This window comes from Aeromonas bestiarum, from assembly GCF_028751155.1.
Classification (GTDB): Bacteria; Pseudomonadota; Gammaproteobacteria; order Enterobacterales; family Aeromonadaceae; genus Aeromonas; species Aeromonas bestiarum.
This window is the reverse complement of the sequence record NZ_CP064746.1, coordinates 3251890-3273340: the sequence shown is the minus strand read 5'-3', so window position 1 is coordinate 3273340 and position 21451 is coordinate 3251890. Positions and strand designations below refer to the sequence as shown.

Here is a 21451-nt window from a genome sequence, read left to right as displayed (position 1 = left end):
AGAAAAAAGATGAAATTCCAGGCATCATTGGGCCGATTGAAAGAGCACAGGGGATTGCTGACCAAGGGGGTGGGGACACCGCTGCTGGTGCTGGCGTCTCTAGGTATGGTCGTGCTGCCCATACCGCCGCTGATGCTGGATGTACTCTTCTCCTTCAATATCGCGCTCTCCATAGTGGTGCTGCTGGTGGCCGTCTATACCCGACGCCCGCTGGAATTTGCCGCCTTTCCAACCGTCTTGCTGCTCGCCACCTTGCTGCGTCTGGCGCTCAACGTGGCGTCAACCCGGGTGGTCTTGCTGGAAGGCCACAACGGCAGTGCGGCGGCCGGTCATGTGATCGAGGCGTTCGGCAACGTGGTGATCGGCGGCAACTATGCCGTCGGCATCATCGTCTTTACGATCCTGATGATCATCAACTTCGTGGTGATCACCAAGGGTGCCGGGCGGATCGCCGAGGTGAGCGCCCGCTTTACCCTGGATGCCATGCCAGGCAAACAGATGGCCATAGATGCCGATTTGAACGCCGGGCTTATCAACCAGGAAGAGGCGAAGAAGCGCCGCCAGGACGTGACCCAGGAAGCCGACTTCTACGGCTCCATGGACGGTGCCTCCAAATTCGTGAAGGGGGATGCCATTGCGGGTATCATGATCCTCTTCATCAACATCATAGGTGGCTTCATCATCGGCATGATGCAGCACCAGCTGACCTTCAGTGAAGCGGCTCAGATCTACACCCTGCTGGCCATAGGTGACGGTCTGGTGGCCCAGATCCCCTCCCTGCTGCTCTCCATTGCCGCGGCCATCATAGTGACCCGGCAGAACACGGATCAGGACATGGGCACGGCCGTGCTGGGCCAGCTGTTTGACAACCCCAAGGCGCTGATCATCTCGGCCGGCATACTGCTGATGATGGGGCTGGTACCCGGCATGCCGCACTTTGCCTTCCTGAGCCTGGGGATTCTCTCGGCTGCCGGTGCCTGGTGGCTGCTGCGCCGCGAGAAACGGGCCGCCGCCAAGGCTGCCAAGGGTGAACTGATGCCCGCCACGACCGACCAACCCCATGAACAGAAAGAGCTGAGCTGGGACGACGTGATGCCGGTGGACATCATAGGGCTGGAGGTGGGCTATCAGCTCATCCCGCTGGTGGATCGCAATCAGGGCGGGGAGCTGCTCAACCGGATCAAGGGGGTACGCAAGAAACTCTCCCAGGAGCTGGGCTTTCTGGTGCCGGCCGTGCACATTCGCGACAACCTGGATCTCGCACCCAACCAATATCGCATCACCTTGATGGGGGTCAGTACCGGCGAGGCCAATGTTTACCATGATAAGGAAATGGCCATCAATCCGGGTCAGGTGTTCGGCCAGATCCAGGGTATCGCCACCCGGGATCCCGCCTTCGGGCTGGAAGCCGTGTGGGTCGCCAAGGAGCAGGTCTCCCAGGCCCAGACCCTCGGCTATACGGTGGTGGATACCGCCACCGTGGTCGCCACTCATCTGAGCCAGATCCTCTCCAACCATGCGGCCCTGCTGCTGGGCCATGACGAGGTGCAACAGCTGCTCGACATGATAGGGAAGCATCAGAACAAGCTGGTGGAAGGACTGGTTCCTGAAGTCATCAGCATGGGTAACCTGGTGAAGGTATTGCAGAATTTGCTCAATGAAGGCGTGCCAATCCGCGATATGCGCACTATCCTGCAGACCCTGGTGGAATACGCCCCGCGCAGTCCGGATCCGGAAGTGCTGACGGCAGCCTGCCGTATCGCCCTGCGTCGCCTGATAGTGCAGGAGATTGCCGGCCCGGATCCCGAGCTGCCGGTGATCACCTTGGCACCAGAATTGGAACGTATATTGCATCAATCCCTGCAGGCAGGGGGTGGTGATGGTGCCGGCATAGAGCCGGGCCTGGCGGAGCGGATGCAACGCTCGCTGGTGGAAGCCACTCAACGACAAGAACTGGAAGGCCAACCGGCCGTGCTTCTGACATCGGGGATACTGCGCAATACCCTGGCGAAATTTGTCAAGAATGCCATTCCTGGATTGCGCGTTCTGTCTTATCAGGAAGTGCCTGATGACAAGCAAATCCGCATCGTCAGTGCGGTAGGACAGAACTAGTTAGCGGAGATGACGGGTGAAGATTAAGCGGTTTTTTGCCAAGGACATGCGAACGGCTCTGGCCGAGGTCAAGGAGACTCTCGGGCCTGACGCCGTCATCATGTCCAACAAGAAGGTCACTGGTGGGGTGGAGATAGTCGCCGCTGTCGATTATCAATCCCAGGTCCCGGGACCCAAAGATGCGCCGGTTCGCCGTCAGTTGAACGATGAGAGCGTCAATATCTCGTCTGCCGGACGGCAGATGACCCGTCCTGCGCCCACCCAGGCCCAGGAACAGAACGAACACTATGCCGATACCCTGGCCGCCCTGCTGGCGCGCCAGCAGAAGTTGAACCCGGCCAATCCGGCCGCTCTCAAGGGGGCTGCACCCGTTGCCGCCGCCGGTTCAGCTCCCCGCACGCTGGCCGAACAGGGCCAGTGGGGTGCGGCTCCCGAGCCCGCCAAGCCGAAGGCCAGGGCGGCCGCTCCCGGTCGCGCTTCCCAGCCCGCACAGCGGGATCCCGAGATGGAAGGGATGCGCAAGGAGATGGCCAGCATCCGCAAGTTGCTGGAGCACCAGATCTCCGGGCTGATGTGGCAGGAGGTGGAACGTCGCGAGCCGATGCGTGCCCTGCTCATCAAGGAGCTCAAGAAGATAGGCTTTGACGATGCGTTTGCCGATCAGCTGGCTGGCCTCATCCCCGAGGACATGTCCATCCATCAGGCCATGGCCCAGTTGGCCGAGGTGCTGACCGCCCAGCTCAAGATCAGTGAAGACGATATTTTACGTCAGGGTGGGGCGGTTGCCCTGCTCGGACCGACCGGGGTGGGCAAGACCACCACCATCGCCAAGCTGGCGGCGCGGTTTGCCATGAAGTATGGCGCCGAGCAGGTGGCGCTCATCACCACGGACAACTACCGGATCGGCGCCCATGAGCAGTTGCAGACCTATGGTCGCATCATGGGCTGCCCGGTACGGCAGGTGAGGGATGCCGAGGAGCTGGCCACTGCGCTCTATCAGTTCCGCCATCGTCGGCTGGTACTGATCGATACCGCCGGGGTGGGGCAGCGGGATATCCGTCTGACCGAGCAGCTCGATACCCTGGTCAAGAATGCCAAGGTACGCATCCGCAGCTACCTGGTGATGTCCGCCACTTCCCAGCGTCGGGTGATGCAGGAGGCGGTGGACCATTTCCGGCGTATTCCATTAAGCGGCTGCATACTTACCAAATTGGATGAGAGTCTGAATCTGGGCGAAGTGATTAACGTGTGTATCCAGAATGCACTGCCCATCAGCTATATCACTGATGGACAAAGGGTTCCGGAAGATATTCAAGTTGCCAATGCGGCGCAGCTCGTCGGAGCTGCCATGGGCTCGCTGGAGCGGGAAACAGAAGAACCCTATTTCTGGGGTGCAGGCTTTGGCGAGGCCGAAGATTCGGAGTTTTATGAGTAACATGTATATGGATCAGGCGAGTGGTCTGCGCAAAATGCGTCAAAACAATCGAGTAAAAGTGATCGCCGTTTCCGGTGGCAAGGGTGGCGTGGGCAAGACCAACGTGACCCTGAACGTGGCTGGCGCCATGGCCGCACAAGGCAAACGGGTGATGGTGCTGGACGCCGACCTTGGCCTTGCTAACGTTGACGTCATGCTGGGGCTGCGGGTACACCGCAACCTCTCCCATGTCCTGGCTGGCGAGTGCACCATAGACGACATCATAGTCGAGGGCCCCTACGGCATGATGATAGTGCCGGCCACATCGGGTACCCAGTCCATGGTCGAGCTCTCTCCGGTGCAGCATGCCGAACTGATCCGCGCCTTCAGCGAGATGAAGACCCAGGTCGACATACTGCTGGTGGATACGGCGGCGGGGATCTCCGACATGGTGCTGAGCTTCACCCGTGCCGCCCAGGACATCATGATAGTGGTGTGCGATGAGCCGACCTCCATCACGGATGCCTACGCGCTGATCAAGATCCTTTCCAAGGATCACGGCGTGTTTCGCTTCAAGGTGGTGGCCAACATGGTGCGCAGCCTGCGTGAGGGGCAAGAGCTCTACGCCAAGCTGACCCGGGTCACGGACCGCTTTCTGGATACCTCGCTGGAGCTGGTGGCGTGCGTACCTTACGACACCAATCTGCGCGCCGCCGTGCGCAAGCAGAAGCTTATTGTCGAAGCCTTCCCCAAGTCGCCTGCGGCGCTGGCGTTTCGCGCCCTCGCCAACAAGGCGGCAAGCTGGCCCATTCCTAACCAACCCGGCGGTCATCTCGAATTTTTCCTGGAAAATTTGCTGCAAAGGCCGGTCATAGCACAGGAAGGTTCCCGTGAATAAAGCCCAAGCGTACTTGCGTCATCAGGATTCCTATGTGCTGGTCGAGCGTCATGCTCCGCTGGTGAAACGGATTGCCCAGCATTTGTTGGCTCGCCTGCCAAGCAGTGTCTTGCTGGATGACCTGATCCAGGCAGGTATGATTGGGCTGCTCGAAGCTTCCCGCAACTTTGACGGCAGCAAGGGCGCCAGCTTTGAAACCTATGCCGGGATCCGCATCCGCGGCTCCATGCTCGACGAGATACGGCGGGGGGACTGGGTGCCACGCTCGGTGCACCGCAACAGCCGCTCCATCGCCGAAGCCATCGAAAATGTTGAACAAGCACACGGTCGTGATGCCCGTGATACCGAGGTGGCCGCCCAGATGGGGGTCAGCCTCGGCGAGTATCACGCCATGCTGCAGGATGTCTCCTGCGGCAAGATCATCGGTATCGAGGATCTGGGGGTCAGCGAGGATGTGATAGGCCACCCCGACGATGCCGCAGGCAACAGCGGGTTTGACGAGCTGGCGGCCGAGCGTTTTCAAGGCGCCCTGGCCGAACACATAGGCCGTCTGCCGGAACGGGAAGCGCTGGTCCTCTCCCTTTACTACGATGAAGAACTGAACTTGCGTGAAATAGGCGAGGTATTGAATGTCAGCGAGTCTCGCGTGAGCCAGATACACAGTCAGGCCATGCACAGATTACGCGCTCGTTTAAGAGATTGGCATGTATAAGTGTTTGTACTGGCTACACTGAAACAAAACTCTAAGGCATAATCCGCAAAACAAAACCTGCGATCTGCATCATGTAAGTGAGCCGCTATGGCGGCTATTTAGGAGGGAATTTTGGACAAGAACATGAAAATCCTCATTGTTGACGATTTTTCAACGATGCGCCGGATTATCAAGAACTTGCTGCGTGACCTGGGATTTAACAATACCCACGAAGCAGATGATGGCAACACGGCCTTGCCAATGTTGAAAAATGGTGATTTTCAGTTTGTCGTCACCGACTGGAACATGCCCGGTATGCAAGGCATTGACTTGCTCAAGGCTATTCGTGTCGATGACAAGCTCAAGCATCTGCCGGTACTGATGGTAACGGCCGAAGCCAAGCGCGAACAGATCATTGAAGCCGCCCAGGCGGGCGTCAATGGCTATATCGTCAAGCCTTTCACCGCTGCAACGCTCAAAGAGAAACTCGACAAAATCTTTGAACGAATCGGCTAAGGAGCAGCAGGGATGAAGGCCAAAACGAGTGCAATGATTTCGCTCGATCAGGCAAGGATGCTTGTTGCCCATCTTGAGCAAGGCGAATTTGAACAGGCCGATACTATCATCGCAGATGCATGTGCTCCCAATGCGGCTGCTCTGTTTGACAAAGTGGGTCAGCTGACCCGACAACTGCACAGCTCCTTACAAGATTTCCGGCTGGATTCCCGGATCCCCGACTTGGCAACCCATGAAATTCCCGATGCCCGGGAACGTCTCAGCTACGTCATCGACATGACAGACAAGGCAGCCAACCGCACCATGGATGCGGTGGAGGCCAGTTTGCCGATTGCCGACCGGCTCAATGACAACATTCAGCTGGTTATGCCCAACTGGAATGCCCTGATGAGCAGGGAGATGAATGTCGGGCAATTTAAGTCTTTATGTCACCAACTGGATGATTTTATTAAGGCTTCTGAATCTGATGCCGATAAATTACGGCAACTGCTGACAGAGATCCTGATGGCGCAAGATTTTCAGGATTTGACCGGCCAGATGATCCGCAAGGTCATCAAGTTGGTTCAGGAAGTTGAAACTAAATTAATAGAAATGCTGACTATGTTTGGTGAGGCATCTGTTGAGCATTCATCTCGCAGCCTTCCTGTAAGCGGGATTGAAGCTGAAGGCCCCATCATGAACCCTGAGACTCGTTCCGATGTGGTCAATGGTCAGGATGATGTGGACGATCTGCTGTCTAGCCTGGGATTTTAATGGAGTGACGCATGGCCTTCGAAGTTGATGAAGACATACTGCAAGACTTTTTGGTCGAAGCATCCGAAATATTGGAACAGTTGTCCGAACAACTGGTCGACTTGGAAAAGCGACCCGATGACAAGAATCTGTTGAATGCCATATTTCGCGGCTTCCATACCGTCAAAGGCGGCGCCGGTTTTCTCTCTCTGGGTGAGTTGGTAGACGTTTGTCACGGTGCCGAAAACGTGTTCGATATCTTGCGCAATGGCAAGCGAACCGTCACGGCTGAATTGATGGATGTCATTTTGCAGGCGCTGGATGCCATCAATGTGATGTTTGCCCAGGTGCAAAATCGCGAACCGCCTAGCCCTGCCTCCGCTGAAATTCTGCATGACCTGCATGAGCTCTGCAAACCAGAAGGCGAGGAGCAGTTGTTGACCGCCTCGGCGGGCAATAGTGCGCCCGCTGAGACTGTGGCATCTGCTGATGAGGTGATCGCGGTTCCTGAGCCTGAAGCGGTTGCCGAACCTGTTGCCGTCAATGGTGGCGGCTCCATCGATGAGATCTCGGCCGATGAGTTCGAGCGCTTGCTCGATGAACTGCATGGCGTCGGCGGAGCCCCGACTCCAGTTGTGAGCCCAGTGCTGACAGGTACGGGAGATATCACAGACGACGAATTTGAAGCCTTGCTCGACCAGTTGCATGGTCAGGGTCAGCATAGCGGCGCGCCTGAGACCAATCCGTTGAAGTCGGTGCAAAAAGAGGTCGACGAACTGATCGATGATGATGAGTTCGAACGTCTGCTCGATGAGTTGCATGGTCGTGGTCAAGGGCCAAAAACCAGCATCACGCCCCCTGTTGCACCAACAGTCGCCACGCCGGTGCCAGCAGCCCCTGTGGCGCCTGCCCCCGTTGCCAAGCCAATGCCAGCTCCTGCACCCAAACCGGCAGCCGCGCCTGTTGCTGCCGCCAAACCGGCACCGGCCCCCGTCAAGCAAGCCGCTGCACCAGCAGAGAATGCGGTGCAAAGCGATACCACTGTGCGGGTGGATACCAAGACGCTGGACGTCATCATGAACATGGTGGGGGAATTGGTGCTGGTACGGAATCGTCTGGTGAGCCTGGGGATCGCCAGCAACGATGAAGACATGTCAAAAGCGGTTGCCAATCTGGATGTGGTGACCGCAGATCTGCAAGGCGCCGTGATGAAGACGCGCATGCAGCCCATCAAGAAAGTATTCGGCCGCTTCCCCCGGGTCGTGCGCGATCTGGCCCGCACCCTCAAGAAAGATATTGAGCTGGTGATGGTCGGGGAAGAGACAGATCTGGACAAGAACCTGGTCGAGGCCCTGGCCGATCCGCTGGTTCACCTGGTGCGCAACTCCTGTGACCATGGGGTCGAGATGCCGGATGTGCGGGAAAAAGCGGGCAAGCCACGGCAGGGCACCATTACCCTGAGCGCCTCCCAGCAGGGTGACCACATTCTGCTTTGTATCGAAGACGATGGCGCCGGCATGGATCCGGAGAAGCTCAAGTCCATCGCCATCAATCGTGGCGTGCTGGATGCAGACACGGCGGCGCGCATGAGCGACAGCGATGCCTATAACCTGATTTTTGCTCCCGGTTTCTCGACCAAGTCCGAGATTTCCGATATCTCCGGCCGCGGTGTCGGCATGGATGTGGTGAAGACCAGCATAGTGAGCCTCAATGGCTCTGTGCATATCGACTCTACCTGGGGTAAGGGTACTCGCCTCGAGATCAAGGTGCCTTTGACCCTGGCCATCTTGCCAACGCTGATGGTGGAAGTGGGCGAGCAGACATTTGCCTTGCCGCTGGGGTGTGTGAACGAGATTTTCCATCTGGACCTCAAGAAGGCCAACATGGTGGACGGTCAGCTCACCATCATAGTGCGCGACAAGGCCATTCCGCTCTTCTACCTGCACAAGTGGCTGGTGAAAGGGACAAACAAGAAGTCACGGCAGGATACGGGCCATGTGGTCATAGTGCAGATTGGCACTCAGCAGATAGGCTTTGTCGTGGATAATCTGATTGGCCAGGAAGAGGTGGTGATCAAGCCGCTGGACAACCTGCTGCAAGGAACCCCAGGCATGGCCGGGGCCACCATCACCAGCGATGGTGGTATTGCACTCATTCTGGATGTGCCGAGTCTGCTCAAAGCATATGCGCGTAGACATTGATAGCTCAGGCCCAAGGAGTTAGAAAAATAACAATGGCAGTCAAGGTATTAGTTGTCGACGACTCGAGCTTCTTCCGCCGCCGGGTCAGTGAGATCATCAATCAGGATCCTATGCTGACGGTGATCGATACGGCCCAGAATGGACGGGAAGCGGTAGACAAAGCGCTGGCTCTGCGGCCGGATGTGATCACCATGGACATAGAGATGCCCGTGATGGATGGCATCAGCGCCGTGCGCGAGATCATGGCCAAGTGTCCCACTCCGATCCTGATGTTCTCCTCCCTGACCCATGAAGGGGCCAAGGCCACCCTCGATGCCCTGGATGCGGGCGCTCTCGACTTCCTGCCCAAGAAGTTCGAAGACATAGCCCGTGACAAGGACGAAGCCGTTCGCTTGTTGCAACAGCGGGTCAAGGAGATATCGCGCAAGCGCTTCCTGATGGCCGCGCCCGCCAGGCCAAAAGCCCCTGAACCGGCCGCTCGCAGCCCACTGGGCGGCTCGTTGTCACGTCCCGGCGATCGTCAGGTCGAGCCACAACGGGTCGTACCGGTTGCCGCGTTTAAACGCAGCGGGAAAACCTACCAGCTGGTGGCTATCGGCACCTCTACCGGTGGCCCTGTGGCCCTGCAAAATGTGCTGACCAAACTACCGGGCGATTTCCCTCATCCCATTCTGCTGATCCAGCACATGCCGGCAACCTTTACCGCCGCGTTTGCCGCTCGTCTCAACGGTCTGTGCCAGATCGGAGTCAAGGAAGCGGAGGATGGTGATGTACTCAAACCCGGTCACGCCTATCTGGCGCCAGGTGGCAAACAGATGTTGCTGGAAGGGCGCGGAGTCGGTGCCCGCATCCGGATCGTCGATGGCAATGACAAGGTCAACTACAAGCCGTGCGTGGATATCACCTTCGCATCGGCAGCCAAAACCTATGCCGACAAGGTGCTTGCCATCGTATTGACCGGCATGGGGGCGGATGGTCGGGATGGTGCGCGTCTGCTCAAGGAGCAGGGCTCCACCATCTGGGCCCAGGATGAAGCCTCTTGCGTCGTATACGGTATGCCGCAAGCTGTCGCCAAGGCGGGCATCGCCACTGAGTCACTGCCGCTAGACCGGGTAGCACAACGTATTCTGGTTGAGCTGGGTCGCTAAAGATGGGCATGTTTGGCCTGATCCTGGCTCTGGGAGCCATTGCCATTGCCCAGCTATGGCATGGCGGCACCCTGCTCACCCTGCTCGACGGACCGGCATTTGTCATCGTCGTTGGCGGCACCTGGGGGGCCGTCATTTTGCAGACGCCACGCAAATATCTGCTAGAGGCGATCAGGCAGTTGCGCTGGATGTTGCTCCCCCCTGGTTGGGATCTGGTCAATCAGGCCGAACGCTTGCAGGCATGGGCGGTGTTTGCCCGCCAGCAGGGTCTGCTGGCGCTGGAAAATCAGGCCGATCAGGAGAGCGATGAGTTCACCCGTCAGGGGCTCACCATGATAGTGGACGGGGTGTCGATTGATGATATTCGCATGTTGCTGGAAGCGGACATCGACATCGAGCAGGAGCGTAACGAGCACTCGGCCCGGGTCTTCGAGGCCATGGGAGGATACAGTCCGACCATCGGCATCATAGGTGCCGTGATGGGTCTGATCCAGGCCATGTTCCATCTGGAGGATCCGGCAGCCCTCGGCGCCGGCATTGCCGTTGCGTTTGTTGCCACCATTTACGGGGTCGGCTTTGCCAACCTCTTTTATCTGCCGATAGCCAACCGTCTGCGCGCCTTTCATTATCATTACGCCCTGTTCCAGGAGATGACGCTGGAAGGCTTGATGGCGATTGCCCACGGTGAGAATGGCCCGCAGGTTGAGCGGCGGTTGAAGGCTTATCTGAAAGGAGAGTAGCCATGCGCAAGCGCTATCGTTTGCATCTGCAAGGTCGAGAACATCTCGATCGCTGGCTGGTTTCCTACGCCGACTACATGACGCTGATCTTTGCGCTGTTTGTGGTGCTCTATTCGGTGGCGTTGGTCAACAAAGACAAATATCGCGCCGTCATCGACGGCATGACCCAGGCATTCAACGTCATGCAGCCACGCAGTGATGGCCTGCTGGAAGGGCAGGGGAAGTCGCTGTTGAACAACGAGGTATCGGCTGCCCCCTCAGTGCTGGAGAGTGCTTTGCCGCCTTCTCCCTCCCTCGCTCCCATCTCCGGTGTGCCTATCAAACAAGATGGCATGACGCTTGCGAAGATAGATACGCAGCTGAAAGAGAACATGGGCACTCTGGTCGAGGCCGGTGTGGTCAAGCTCACACTGGATGATAACTGGTTGACTGTGGAGTTGAGCTCAGGTCTCTTGTTTGGCAGCGGCAGTGCCTTTATGAGCACCAATGCCGACCCTGTGCTCAATACGCTTTCAGGTATTCTGAAACCGGTCGATAACTATGTGAGAGTGCGGGGCTATACAGATAACCAGCAGATAAATAATGAAATTTTTCGCTCCAACTGGACGCTGTCAGCAGCAAGAGCCGAGGCCGTGCTCACCGCTCTCATCGCCAAGGGCATAGCACCACAGCGGCTTGCCTACGAGGCATACGGGGAGTTTTCTCCCTTTGCCGGGAATGACAGCGAACAGGGACGCTTACAGAATCGCAAGGTGGTGGTCGCTATTTCCAAGTTCGCCTGGGCGCCACCCGCTCCCGTCAAGCCTGTGAGGGTGGAGCCGGTTCCTGCAGTGCAACAGGCGGTAGAGGCAGGCGAGGTCAAGGTGATCACTCTGCCAGGTGGTGGCATACGCATAACAACAAGGCAGGATTGATACAGTGATTGTTTGGACGGTTGCCAACCAAAAAGGTGGGGTCGGTAAAACCACCACAGTGGTCTCGTTAGCCGGTATCCTGGCTCAGCGCGGCCAGCGGGTGCTATTGATTGACACCGATCCCCATGCTTCCCTGACCTCTTATCTCGATTTTGACTCGGATCGGCTGGACGGTACCCTCTATGAGCTGTTTCAGGCCGTCAAACCGACGGCCGAGCTGGTCAATAAACTGACGCTGCGAACCAAGTTTGAGAACATCCACCTGCTGCCGGCCTCCATTACCCTGGCCACTCTGGATCGGGTGATGGGCAACCGCGAAGGCATGGGGTTGGTGATCAAACGTGCCCTGCTGCGCATTCAGGATCAGTATGACTACGTGCTCATCGACTGTCCGCCAGTGCTGGGGGTCATGATGGTCAACGCCCTGGCCGCCTGCGATCGGATCCTGGTGCCGGTTCAGACCGAGTTCTTGGCCCTCAAGGGGTTGGAGCGGATGATGAAGACCTTCGAGATCATGCAGCGATCCAAGCGGGAGAAGTTTCGCTTCACCGTGATCCCCACCATGTTTGACAAGCGTACCCGTGCCTCTCTGATGACACTGAAGTCCATCAAGGATCAACATGGCGATGCGGTATGGAATGCCGTCATCCCCATAGACACCAAGTTTCGGGATGCCAGCTTGCTCCACATTCCCCCTTCCATTTATTCGCCGAGCAGTCGCGGCACTTATGCCTATGAGACCTTGCTCAACTATCTTGATGCCCAGGAGCGTCAACGTGCTCATGAGGTGGCATCATGAGCGACACGACCCAAGTCAGGGCCATGGATGATTATTTTCACTCCCTGTTGCTGGATGAGGCGTTGTTGCCTGATCTGGCAGAGGAGCCGGAACCTGCACCCGTTGTCCGGCTGCTACGTCAGCCTCAGGTGCAGCCTGAGGTGGTGGTGCAACCCTATCTGGAGGCGGATGAGCGGCTCGAACAACTGAGCGAGCTGCTCGCCCAGGTGGGTCAGGTGCAGTTTGAGATGGACGCCCTGAGCCACGAAGAGGTGATCAGCGAGCCGCTGCAGATCGAGGCCGAAGATGCCTTGCTGCCGGTTGAACCCGTATGGCCGGAGGAGATGCCAGCCCCTGTGGTGGCAGAGCCATCGGCGCTGGTGATGACAGAGACGGCGGTGGAACTGGCCCCTCAGGCGGAAGTCGCACCATCGACCTGGGAGAATATCGACACTGGCAAGGAGTTTCAGGCGCTCTTCTTCGAAGTCGCCGGTGTCACCTTCGCGGTGCCCCTGACCGAGCTTGGCGGTATCCATCAGCTGGGAGAGGTCTCGTCACTGTTCGGTCAGCCGGATTGGTACCGTGGCATCATGACCTCCCGCGAGCAGAAGATGAACGTGGTGGACACGGCGCAGTGGGTGATGCCGGGCCAGCATCTGGACATAGCGGATTACAAGTATCTGATCATGCTGGGCGAATCTCCCTGGGGACTTGCCTGCCATCATCTGAAGGGCACAGAGTTATTGCATCGTGATCAGGTCAAATGGCGTCACCAGGAGGGCAAGCGCCCCTGGCTGGCGGGCATGGTCAAGGAGAAGATGTGTGCCCTGCTGCACGTCAGGGAATTGCTCCTGTTGCTGGAGCGTGGGGTCAACATAGAAGGTCGCTGATAACTTCTGCACTTGTGCTGTTTTATTGCTAGTTTTACCAGTAGACGTTTTCATAAAAGGAATAAAAACATGACAGAAAAGCGCAATATTGCACAGAATCTGGCCGAAGATGAAGTGCTGCAATGGGTCACCTTCCAGCTGGAAAATGAAACCTATGGCATCAACGTGATGCAGGTGCAGGAGGTGTTGCGCTACACCGAAATCGCCCCTGTGCCAGGTGCGCCCGAGTATGTGCTGGGCATCATCAACCTGCGCGGCAACGTGGTGACTGTCATCGATACCCGCTCCCGTTTCGGCCTGCCTTCCGGCGATGTGAGCGAGAACTCGCGCATCGTCATCATCGAGGCGGAGAAGCAGGTGATCGGCATCATGGTCGACAGCGTGGCCGAGGTGGTCTATCTGCGCTCCTCCGAGATCGATGCCGCCCCTGCGGTGGGCACAGAAGAGAGCGCCAAGTTCATTCAGGGCGTCAGTAACCGCGATGGTCAGCTGCTGATCCTGGTCGATCTGAACAAGCTGCTCTCCGATGAAGAGTGGGAAGATATTGGTTCCCTCTGATAGGAAAATGATGTGTTGATGATTGAAATAGCCGCCTTGGGGGTGTCCTTGCTGGCGTTGGTGCTGGCCCTGTACGGGGTGATCAGCAGCCGACGTGGCCAGCGAGAGTCCGAGGCCAGGGTGGAGACACTGCAAGGCCAGCTTGAGAGTCTGCGCAAGCAGATGATGGAGCTGCACACGGGGGCCATCGGCATGGGTCAGCGTTTGCAGTCCGTTGAAGGGGCCATGCAGCAGGTCAATGATCGCCAGCAGGAACTGACCCTGCAGGATCCGGAACGCCGCCTTTACAGCCGTGCCGCCAAGATGGTGGAGCTCGGCGCCGACCTCGACGAGGTCATGAATGAATGTGAATTGCCGAAGGCCGAGGCAGAACTGTTGATTTCATTGCGAAAAGGCCGCTCATAGATCCTCAGGAAGGCACCCGCCTTCCTGATTTTTTTCACCCGTCCAGCGTGCCAAAAAGGCGGGATCTCCCCCACAAATCCTGCTGATAGTTGGCATCTTTGAAAAGACGCTCTCCAATACTGTGTTAATATGCAGGCCGCTTCTTTTCACTGATTACATCCTCATGCTGCTTCAAATTAACAATCTGAGCTGCGTGCGTGAAGATCGCACTCTGTTTGAACATCTCTCCTTTGCGGTGGCTCCCGGCGATCTGGTGCAAATTGAAGGCCCCAACGGAGTGGGGAAGACCAGCCTGCTCCGGCTGTTGACCGGCCTGTCGCAGCCATTTGCCGGTGAGGTGTGCTGGAATGGCGAGAATATCCGCAGCTGTCGTGATGAATATCATGCCAACCTGCTCTATCTGGGCCATCAGCCTGGTGTCAAGGCGGCGCTGACGCCGCTCGAAAATCTCACCTTCTATCAAAAGTTGCATCATCCGGCTCAAGCGACGGTAGATTTGTGGCGGGTGCTCGCCCAGGTCGGCCTGGCCGGGTTTGAGGACTATCCCACCGGACAGCTCTCCGCCGGCCAGCAGCGTAGGGTCGCGCTGGCCCGGCTCTGGCTCAGCGACAAGCCGGCACTCTGGATCCTGGATGAGCCGTTCACCGCCATCGACAAGCAGGGCGTCAAGGTGCTGGAGCGGCTGTTCCTGGCCCATGCCGAGCGGGGTGGCATGGTGATCCTCACCACCCATCAGGACATGACTCTGATGGAAGGGCGGTTGAAGACCCTCTCCCTCACGCCCTTGCTGCAGGAGTAGTTTGATGTTGCACGCCGTAATCCACCTTATTCATCGCGAGTTGCTGATGGCCCTGCGCCAGCGCTCCGACATATTCAACCCGCTCTGGTTCTTCCTCATCGTCATCACCTTGTTTCCCCTTGGCATAGGCCCCGAGCCCAAGCTGCTGGCCCGCATTGCCCCCGGCATCATCTGGGTGGCGGCCCTGCTGGCGGCCATGCTCTCGCTGGAGCGGCTGTTTCGCGATGACTTCAGCGACGGTGCGCTGGAACAGATGATGTTGATGCCTCATCCTCTCGGGCTGCTGGCGCTGGCAAAAGTGATCGCTCACTGGCTGTTGACCGGCCTGCCGCTGCTGCTGATCTCCCCGCTGCTCGCCATCCTGCTGTCGCTGGACATGAACACCTATCTGGCGGTGGTCGCCACCCTGGCGCTGGGGACGCCCGTGCTGAGCCTGCTCGGGGCGGTTGGCGTCGCCCTGACGGTCGGGTTGCGCAAGGGGGGCGTTCTGCTCAGCCTGCTGATCCTGCCGCTCTATATTCCGGTACTGATTTTTGCCACGTCCGCCATCGATGCGGCGGGCATGGGGCTGCCCTATTCGGGCCAGCTCGCGATTTTGGGGGCCATGCTGGCCGGTGCGCTGACCCTGACCCCCTTGGCGGTCTCGGCGGCGCTGCGGGTCAGCGTGAACTGATGAAAGCTGTGGTAAGGCGGCTCGGGATGGGCTGTTATAAAAAATATACTTGAGATAGATCAAGAGGATGGCTGCTTATTGCTTTCGGGGGATGTGATGTTTTCCGGCAGTGGGTATGGTAGGCCTCGCCACTATATTAATAACAGAAAGGTTTTGTGAGCTATGTGGAAATGGTTGCACCCTTACGCTAAACCCGAGCGCGCCTATCAGCTGGCAGGGACCTTGCTGCCCTGGTTTGCCGTGACAAGCCTGCTGGCGTTCATCATAGGCACCCTCTGGGGCCTGGCTTTTGCACCCGCTGATTATCAGCAGGGTGACTCCTTCCGGATCATCTACATCCATGTGCCGGCCGCCATCCTCTCCATGGGGGCTTATTCCACCATGGCGGTGGCCGCCTTCATCGGGCTGGTGTGGCAACTGCGGATGGCCGACATGACGGTGGCCGCCGTTGCGCCGGTCGGTGCCGTGTTCACCTTCATCGCGTTGTTTACCGGCGCAGCCTGGGGCAAACCCATGTGGGGCACCTGGTGGGTATGGGATGCCCGTCTCACCTCCGAGCTTATTCTGCTGTTCCTCTATCTGGGGGTGATCGCGCTCTACAACGCCTTCAGCGACAAGGTGCTGGCCGGTCGCGCCGCCGGCATTCTGGCGCTGGTGGGGGTGATCAACCTGCCCATCATTCACTACTCGGTGGAGTGGTGGAACACCCTGCATCAGGGCGCCAGCATCACCAAGTTTGACAAGCCCTCCATCTCCCCCGAGATGCTGTGGCCGCTGCTCATCATGATACTGGCGTTTGCCACCTTCCTCGGGGCCCTCTCCCTGATGCGTTTTCGCAACGAGCTCTTGATGCGGGAGTGGCATCGCCCCTGGGTCATCGATCTTGCCAAGCAGGAGAAGTAAGCATGCACTTTGCCTCTTTCAGTGACTTCATGGCGATGGGCGGCTACGCCTTCTATGTCTGGCTCTCCTTCGGTCTGACCCTGATCTGCCTGGTCGGCATCGTCATTTCCACCCGGTTGAAGACCCGCAGCCTGCTCGGCGAATTGCGCAGCAAGCAGGCCCGCGAGACCCGCCGCAAGGCGGCCCAGCAGATGGAGAACACCCTATGAACCCGAGACGCAAGAAACGCCTCACCATCATATTGGCGATAAGTCTTGGCCTCGCCGCCGTGATAGGCCTGGTGCTCTATGCCCTCAGCCAGAATATCGATCTCTTCTACACCCCGAGCGAGCTGGTGGAGGGCAAGGGGCCGGACAAGATCAAGCCGGAAGAGGGGCAGCGCCTGCGCATCGGTGGCCTGGTGGTGCCGGGGTCTGTGCAGCGGGATCAGCAGAGCCTCAAGGTGGCCTTCAAGCTGGTGGACAACGGCGGCCATCTGGTGACCGTCGAGTTTGACGGCATACTGCCCGACCTGTTTCGCGAAGGGCAGGGCATAGTGGCCCAGGGTACCCTCAAGAACGCCACTACTGTGGAGGCGTTCGAGGTGCTGGCTAAGCACGATGAGAACTACATGCCGCCGGAAGTGGCCGATGCCACCAACGGCATGCATTTCAAGCCGGAATATACAGAGGCGCAGTTGAAGGGAGCCAAGCAATGATCCCGACAGCATTCGCACCGCTTTCACCATTTCAAGCCGGTTTACAGGTTCGTGCTGCGGCTCATTTGAAAGGAGTTCAGCCATGATCCCGGAATTAGGACAGTTTTCACTGATCCTGGCCTTTGCCACCGCCCTGCTGCTGGGCGTTTATCCCTTGCTCGGTGCCCAGTGGGGGCGGCTCGGCATGATGTCGGCGGCCCGTCCGCTGGCCTATGCCCAATTCCTGCTGCTGTTGCTGTCCTTCCTGTGCCTGACCTGGGCCTTCATCGACAATGACTTTACCGTGCAGTACGTGGCCACCAACTCCAATACCCTGTTGCCGCTGGCGTATCGGATCTCCGCCGTCTGGGGCGCCCATGAGGGTTCACTGCTGCTCTGGGTACTGACCCTGGGTGGCTGGACCGCGGCTGTGGCGCTGTTCAGCCGCAGCCTGCCGCTCGATGCGGTGGCGCGGGTACTCGGCGTGCTGGGGCTGATCTCGGTCGGTTTCACCGCCTTCGTGCTGTTCACCTCGGATCCTTTCACTCGTACTCTGCCTTACTTCCCGGTGGATGGACGCGACCTCAACCCGCTGTTGCAGGATCCCGGCCTCATCTTTCACCCGCCCATGCTCTACATGGGCTATGTGGGCTTCTCGGTCGCCTTCGCCTTCGCCATCGCCTCCCTGATGACGGGGCGCCTCGACGCCACCTGGGCGCGCTGGTCCCGTCCCTGGACCATGGCGGCCTGGGTCTTTCTGACTCTCGGTATCGTGCTGGGCTCCTGGTGGGCCTATTACGAGCTTGGCTGGGGTGGCTGGTGGTTCTGGGATCCGGTGGAAAACGCCTCCTTCATGCCCTGGCTGGCGGGCACGGCCCTGCTGCACTCGCTGGCGGTGAGCGAGAAGCGGGCCACCTTCAAGGCCTGGACAGTGCTGCTGGCGCTCTCCGCCTTCTCACTGAGCCTGCTCGGCACCTTCCTGGTGCGCTCCGGCGTGCTGGTTTCGGTGCATGCGTTCGCCTCCGACCCGACCCGCGGTCTGTTCATTCTGGGCTTCCTGCTGGCGGTGATCGGCAGCTCGCTCTTGCTGTTTGCCTTCAAGGGCTCCCAGGTGAAGAGCCACGGCAAACACGAGCTGTGGAGCCGCGAGACCCTGTTGCTGTGCAACAACATCATGCTGGTGGCGGGTCTGCTGACAGTGCTGCTCGGCACCCTGTTGCCGCTGGTGCACAAGGAGCTGGGGCTTGGCAGCATCTCCATCGGCACCCCCTTCTTCAACCACATCTACAGCTGGCTGATCATTCCGTTTGCCCTGCTGCTGGGGATGGGCCCGCTGTTTCGCTGGCGCCGTCAGGATCTGGGTGAGCTCAAGGGCAAGGTGATCCTGGCATTGGTATTGAGCCTGGCCGCCGCCTTCCTGCTGCCGCTGCTGCTGGCCGAGGAGTTCAAACCCTGGGCCGCGCTCGGCATTGGTCTTGGCACTTGGATCATAGTTACCAGCGTGCAGGAAACCTGGGTGCGCGCCACCCACAAACACAGCTTTGCCGTCGGCGTGCGCCGGCTTGGCAACAGCCACTGGGCCATGATCCTGGGCCACGTGGGGCTCGCGGTCAGCATCATAGGCATCGCCTGTACCCAGAACTACAGCATCGAAAAGGATCTGCGCATGCAGGCCGGCGATCGGGTGCACTTTGCCGACTACGAGTTCGTCTTCACCGGTATCAAGGAGAAGAACGGCCCCAACTACGACGGCTTCAAGGGCGTGCTGGAAGTGCACAAGGATGGCAAGCAGATCGCTTTGCTTAAACCCGAGAAACGCATGTACAAGGTGAGCCGGATGCCGATGACGGAAGCGGCCATAGACGCAGGCTTCACCCGGGATCTCTATGCGGCGCTCGGCGAGCAGCTCGACAACGGTGCCTGGGCGGTGCGGATCTACTACAAACCCTTCGTGCGCTGGATCTGGTTTGGCGGCGTCTTCATGGCCATCGGCGGTGTGCTGGCGATGCTGGACAAGCGTTACCGTTTCGGCCGTCGTGACGAGGAGGCCAAGGCATGAGCAAGAAGACCTGGTTGTTTCTGATCCCCTTCATCATCTTTCTGCTGGGGGCCGTCTTCCTGTTTCGCGGGCTCTACTCAGACCCCACCAAGCTCGAATCCGTGATGGTGGGCAAGGAGGTGCCGGTGTTCACCCTGCAGGACATCTATGACCTGAACAAGCAGCATGACAGGAGCATCCTCAAGGGCCGTCCCATGCTGCTCAATGTCTGGGCCACCTGGTGCCCGACCTGCTATGGGGAGCATACCTACCTCAAGCAGCTGGCGGGGCAGGGGATCTACATAGTCGGCATGAACTACAAGGATGAGCGCGCCAAGGCCATCAACTGGCTGGCGGAGCTCGGCAATCCCTACCAGATCAACCTGTATGATCCGGACGGCATGCTGGGGCTGGATCTGGGGGTCTACGGCGCGCCCGAGACCTTCTTCATCGACAGCCAGGGCATCATCCGCTATCGCCACGTGGGGGACGTCAACCCCGAAGTCTGGGCATCGACCCTCAAACCCATCTTTGATGCCATGAAGTGAGGGAGAGCCTGATGAGAGTATTGATTGCATCCCTGCTGTTGCTGGCAGGATTGGGTGGCGCCGGTCAGGCGCTGGCCGCCATCGATGTCTACACCTTCGACAACGATGCCCAGGAGCAGACCTTTCGCGAGCTGACCAAGGAGCTGCGTTGCCCCAAGTGCCAGAACCAGGACATAGCCGATTCCAACGCCGGGCTGGCCAAGGATCTGCGCGACAAGACCTATCAAATGGTGCGCGAGGGCAAGGAGAAGCAGGAAGTGGTGGACTACATGGTCGCCCGCTACGGCAACTTCATTCTGTATAACCCGCCGCTGATGGCGTCGACCCTGATCCTCTGGCTGGGCCCGCTGCTGGTGATCGTCATAGGTGTCGTCACTGTGGTGGTGCGCAGCCGTCGTCGTCCCGCGGCGGCCAGGCCGACGGATAGCGCCCTGAGCGCGGAGGAGCAGCGTCGACTGACTGCCCTGCTCAAAGAGGAAGAGAAACAATGACCGCATTTTGGATAGTGATCGCGGCCCTGCTGGTGCTTGTGAGTCTGGCGCTGGTACTGCCGCTGTGGCGCGGCGAGGGCAAGCAGAGCATCAGCCGTTCGGCCCTCAACAAGCAGCTCTATCGCCAGCGTCTGCTGGAGATAGGCGAAGAGCGTGAACAGGGCATATTGGCGGAGGAGCCGGACTCTCTGGTCGAGCTGCAACGCAGCCTGCTGGACGACATTCCCGATGTGGAGCAGACCGCACGTGGTGGCAAGAGTCTGATCTGGATCCCGGGTGTGCTGGTGCTGGTGGTGGTGAGTCTGGGACTCTATTACCAGCTCGGTTCCTGGCGGGAAGTCCAGCGCTGGCAGGATGCCAATAGCCGGCTCAGTGAGCTGAGCAACCGCATCCTGGTGGAGCGGGATGCCCTGGTGACCGAGCAGGATCTGATGGACTTCATGCTGGGTTTGCGCACCCGTCTGAAAGACGAACCGAACGATTATCGCGGCTGGCTGCTGCTGGGTCGCCTGTCGCTGGATGGCAATGATCCCGAGATGGCCCGTGAGGCGCTGGAGCGGGCCTATGCGCTGGCACCACAGAAGGCCATGGTGGCCGTGCCCTATGCCCAGGCGCTGATGATGACAGGGGATGACGCCCAGGCCGATGAGCTGCTGCGTAGCGCCATTGCGCTGGATCCGGCCAACATAGAGGCGCGTTCCGTCTATGCCTTCATGGCGCTGCAAAAAGAGGACTTCAAGACGGCGCTGCTGCGCTGGCGCGAGATGTTGCCGCTGATGGAGAAGGGCTCGACCCGCTACGCCATGGTGGAGCGCTCCATCGACTATGCCGAGCAGCAGCTGAAGCAGCGTGGCATGGCGGCGCCAGGCGTGCCGGCGACCCAAGGCGAACAGGCACAGAGCCAGGCGCCTGCCCAGGTGCAGGAAGTGAAGGCCGGCGAGTTCCCGCTGCATGTCACCCTGGCTCCCGGCATCCAGTTGCCGGAGGATGCCCATCTGTTCGTGTTTGCGGTGATCCCCAACGGTCCGCCCATGCCCATCGCGGTCAAGCGCATCCCGGGTCCCCAGTTCCCGCTGACCCTGTCCCTCGGGGATGGCGATGCCATGATGGATGGCAGCAAGCTCGCCGCCTACCCTCAGTTGCAGTTCAAGGCGCGGCTCTCCCGCGGTGGCAACGTCATGAACAAGGAAGGGGCGTTTGAAGGGGTATCGGCTCCGATCCCGACGGATGCCATTCCGTCAGCACCGATTGACATCCGCATCGATCACGCCCTCTAATACTCCTTTGGCCCGGCCCCTCGATGGGGCCGGGCTGCCTATAATTCAG

23 protein-coding genes are annotated in these 21451 nt (G+C 59.0%); all 23 read left to right on the top strand.

The window, feature by feature from the left end:
• Positions 1 to 9 precede the first annotated feature (9 nt).
• The 23 genes from flhA (at position 10) to ccmI (ending at position 21402) form a co-directional block, all read left to right on the top strand.
• Entirely contained in the window at positions 10 to 2112 is a 2103-nt protein-coding gene (gene flhA, locus IU367_RS15135; protein ID WP_241324529.1) for a flagellar biosynthesis protein FlhA, read from the top strand.
• A 16-nt stretch (positions 2113 to 2128) separates the two neighbouring features.
• Complete coding sequence (gene flhF, locus IU367_RS15130; protein WP_274452335.1) at positions 2129 to 3547, top strand: flagellar biosynthesis GTPase FlhF; 1419 nt, start codon at positions 2129 to 2131, stop codon at positions 3545 to 3547.
• 1 nt (position 3548) lies between these two features.
• A complete protein-coding gene (locus IU367_RS15125; protein ID WP_042872011.1) occupies positions 3549 to 4424 on the top strand; it encodes a MinD/ParA family protein in 876 nt (291 codons plus the stop codon).
• On the top strand, positions 4417 to 5136 hold the full coding sequence (locus IU367_RS15120; RefSeq protein WP_043134697.1) for an RNA polymerase sigma factor FliA: 720 nt from the start codon (positions 4417 to 4419) through the stop codon (positions 5134 to 5136). Before IU367_RS15125 ends, IU367_RS15120 begins: the two co-directional genes overlap by 8 nt.
• Before the next feature lie 123 nt (positions 5137 to 5259).
• Positions 5260 to 5631 (top strand): chemotaxis response regulator CheY, encoded by a 372-nt coding sequence (cheY, locus tag IU367_RS15115; RefSeq protein WP_005298814.1) that lies wholly within the window; start codon positions 5260 to 5262, stop codon positions 5629 to 5631.
• A 12-nt stretch (positions 5632 to 5643) separates the two neighbouring features.
• Positions 5644 to 6384, top strand: coding sequence for a protein phosphatase CheZ (locus IU367_RS15110; protein ID WP_043134698.1), 741 nt, complete (start codon positions 5644 to 5646; stop codon positions 6382 to 6384).
• Between the two features lie 11 nt (positions 6385 to 6395).
• Positions 6396 to 8564 (top strand): chemotaxis protein CheA, encoded by a 2169-nt coding sequence (locus IU367_RS15105; RefSeq protein WP_274452334.1) that lies wholly within the window; start codon positions 6396 to 6398, stop codon positions 8562 to 8564.
• Between the two features lie 32 nt (positions 8565 to 8596).
• Positions 8597 to 9712, top strand: a complete 1116-nt coding sequence (locus IU367_RS15100) for a protein-glutamate methylesterase/protein-glutamine glutaminase (RefSeq protein ID WP_043555984.1) — start codon at positions 8597 to 8599, stop codon at positions 9710 to 9712.
• A gap of 2 nt (positions 9713 to 9714) precedes the next feature.
• Positions 9715 to 10452 (top strand): flagellar motor protein, encoded by a 738-nt coding sequence (locus IU367_RS15095; RefSeq protein WP_043134702.1) that lies wholly within the window; start codon positions 9715 to 9717, stop codon positions 10450 to 10452.
• 2 nt (positions 10453 to 10454) lie between these two features.
• On the top strand, positions 10455 to 11366 hold the full coding sequence (locus IU367_RS15090) for a flagellar motor protein MotB (RefSeq protein ID WP_274452333.1): 912 nt from the start codon (positions 10455 to 10457) through the stop codon (positions 11364 to 11366).
• Positions 11367 to 11370: 4 nt separating this feature from the next.
• On the top strand, positions 11371 to 12165 hold the full coding sequence (locus tag IU367_RS15085; protein ID WP_043555988.1) for a ParA family protein: 795 nt from the start codon (positions 11371 to 11373) through the stop codon (positions 12163 to 12165).
• On the top strand, positions 12162 to 13034 hold the full coding sequence (locus tag IU367_RS15080; RefSeq protein ID WP_274452332.1) for a chemotaxis protein CheW: 873 nt from the start codon (positions 12162 to 12164) through the stop codon (positions 13032 to 13034). Before IU367_RS15085 ends, IU367_RS15080 begins: the two co-directional genes overlap by 4 nt.
• Positions 13035 to 13103: 69 nt before the next feature.
• On the top strand, positions 13104 to 13592 hold the full coding sequence (locus tag IU367_RS15075; RefSeq protein ID WP_005298836.1) for a chemotaxis protein CheW: 489 nt from the start codon (positions 13104 to 13106) through the stop codon (positions 13590 to 13592).
• A gap of 18 nt (positions 13593 to 13610) precedes the next feature.
• Entirely contained in the window at positions 13611 to 13997 is a 387-nt protein-coding gene (locus tag IU367_RS15070; protein ID WP_043134707.1) for a DUF2802 domain-containing protein, read from the top strand.
• 163 nt (positions 13998 to 14160) lie between these two features.
• Positions 14161 to 14796, top strand: coding sequence for a cytochrome c biogenesis heme-transporting ATPase CcmA (gene ccmA / locus IU367_RS15065; RefSeq protein WP_264305540.1), 636 nt, complete (start codon positions 14161 to 14163; stop codon positions 14794 to 14796).
• Between the two features lie 4 nt (positions 14797 to 14800).
• Positions 14801 to 15469: a heme exporter protein CcmB gene (gene ccmB, locus IU367_RS15060; protein WP_274452331.1), complete on the top strand. Its 669-nt coding sequence runs from the start codon at positions 14801 to 14803 to the stop codon at positions 15467 to 15469.
• Positions 15470 to 15631: 162 nt separating this feature from the next.
• Entirely contained in the window at positions 15632 to 16372 is a 741-nt protein-coding gene (locus tag IU367_RS15055) for a heme ABC transporter permease (RefSeq protein ID WP_042872032.1), read from the top strand.
• Between the two features lie 2 nt (positions 16373 to 16374).
• A complete protein-coding gene (gene ccmD / locus IU367_RS15050) occupies positions 16375 to 16581 on the top strand; it encodes a heme exporter protein CcmD (RefSeq protein WP_042872035.1) in 207 nt (68 codons plus the stop codon).
• Complete coding sequence (gene ccmE / locus IU367_RS15045) at positions 16578 to 17069, top strand: cytochrome c maturation protein CcmE (protein ID WP_042872036.1); 492 nt, start codon at positions 16578 to 16580, stop codon at positions 17067 to 17069. The genes ccmD and ccmE overlap by 4 nt, the downstream gene beginning before the upstream one ends.
• 82 nt (positions 17070 to 17151) lie before the next feature.
• The gene (locus IU367_RS15040) at positions 17152 to 19107 is read left to right on the top strand and encodes a heme lyase CcmF/NrfE family subunit (protein WP_043555991.1); all 1956 of its coding nucleotides are present in this window, start codon (positions 17152 to 17154) and stop codon (positions 19105 to 19107) included.
• The gene (locus IU367_RS15035; protein ID WP_042872041.1) at positions 19104 to 19634 is read left to right on the top strand and encodes a DsbE family thiol:disulfide interchange protein; all 531 of its coding nucleotides are present in this window, start codon (positions 19104 to 19106) and stop codon (positions 19632 to 19634) included. The genes IU367_RS15040 and IU367_RS15035 overlap by 4 nt, the downstream gene beginning before the upstream one ends.
• 11 nt (positions 19635 to 19645) lie before the next feature.
• Complete coding sequence (locus tag IU367_RS15030; RefSeq protein WP_043555993.1) at positions 19646 to 20125, top strand: cytochrome c-type biogenesis protein; 480 nt, start codon at positions 19646 to 19648, stop codon at positions 20123 to 20125.
• Positions 20122 to 21402: a c-type cytochrome biogenesis protein CcmI gene (ccmI, locus tag IU367_RS15025; RefSeq protein WP_274452330.1), complete on the top strand. Its 1281-nt coding sequence runs from the start codon at positions 20122 to 20124 to the stop codon at positions 21400 to 21402. Before IU367_RS15030 ends, ccmI begins: the two co-directional genes overlap by 4 nt.
• Positions 21403 to 21451 lie beyond the last annotated feature (49 nt).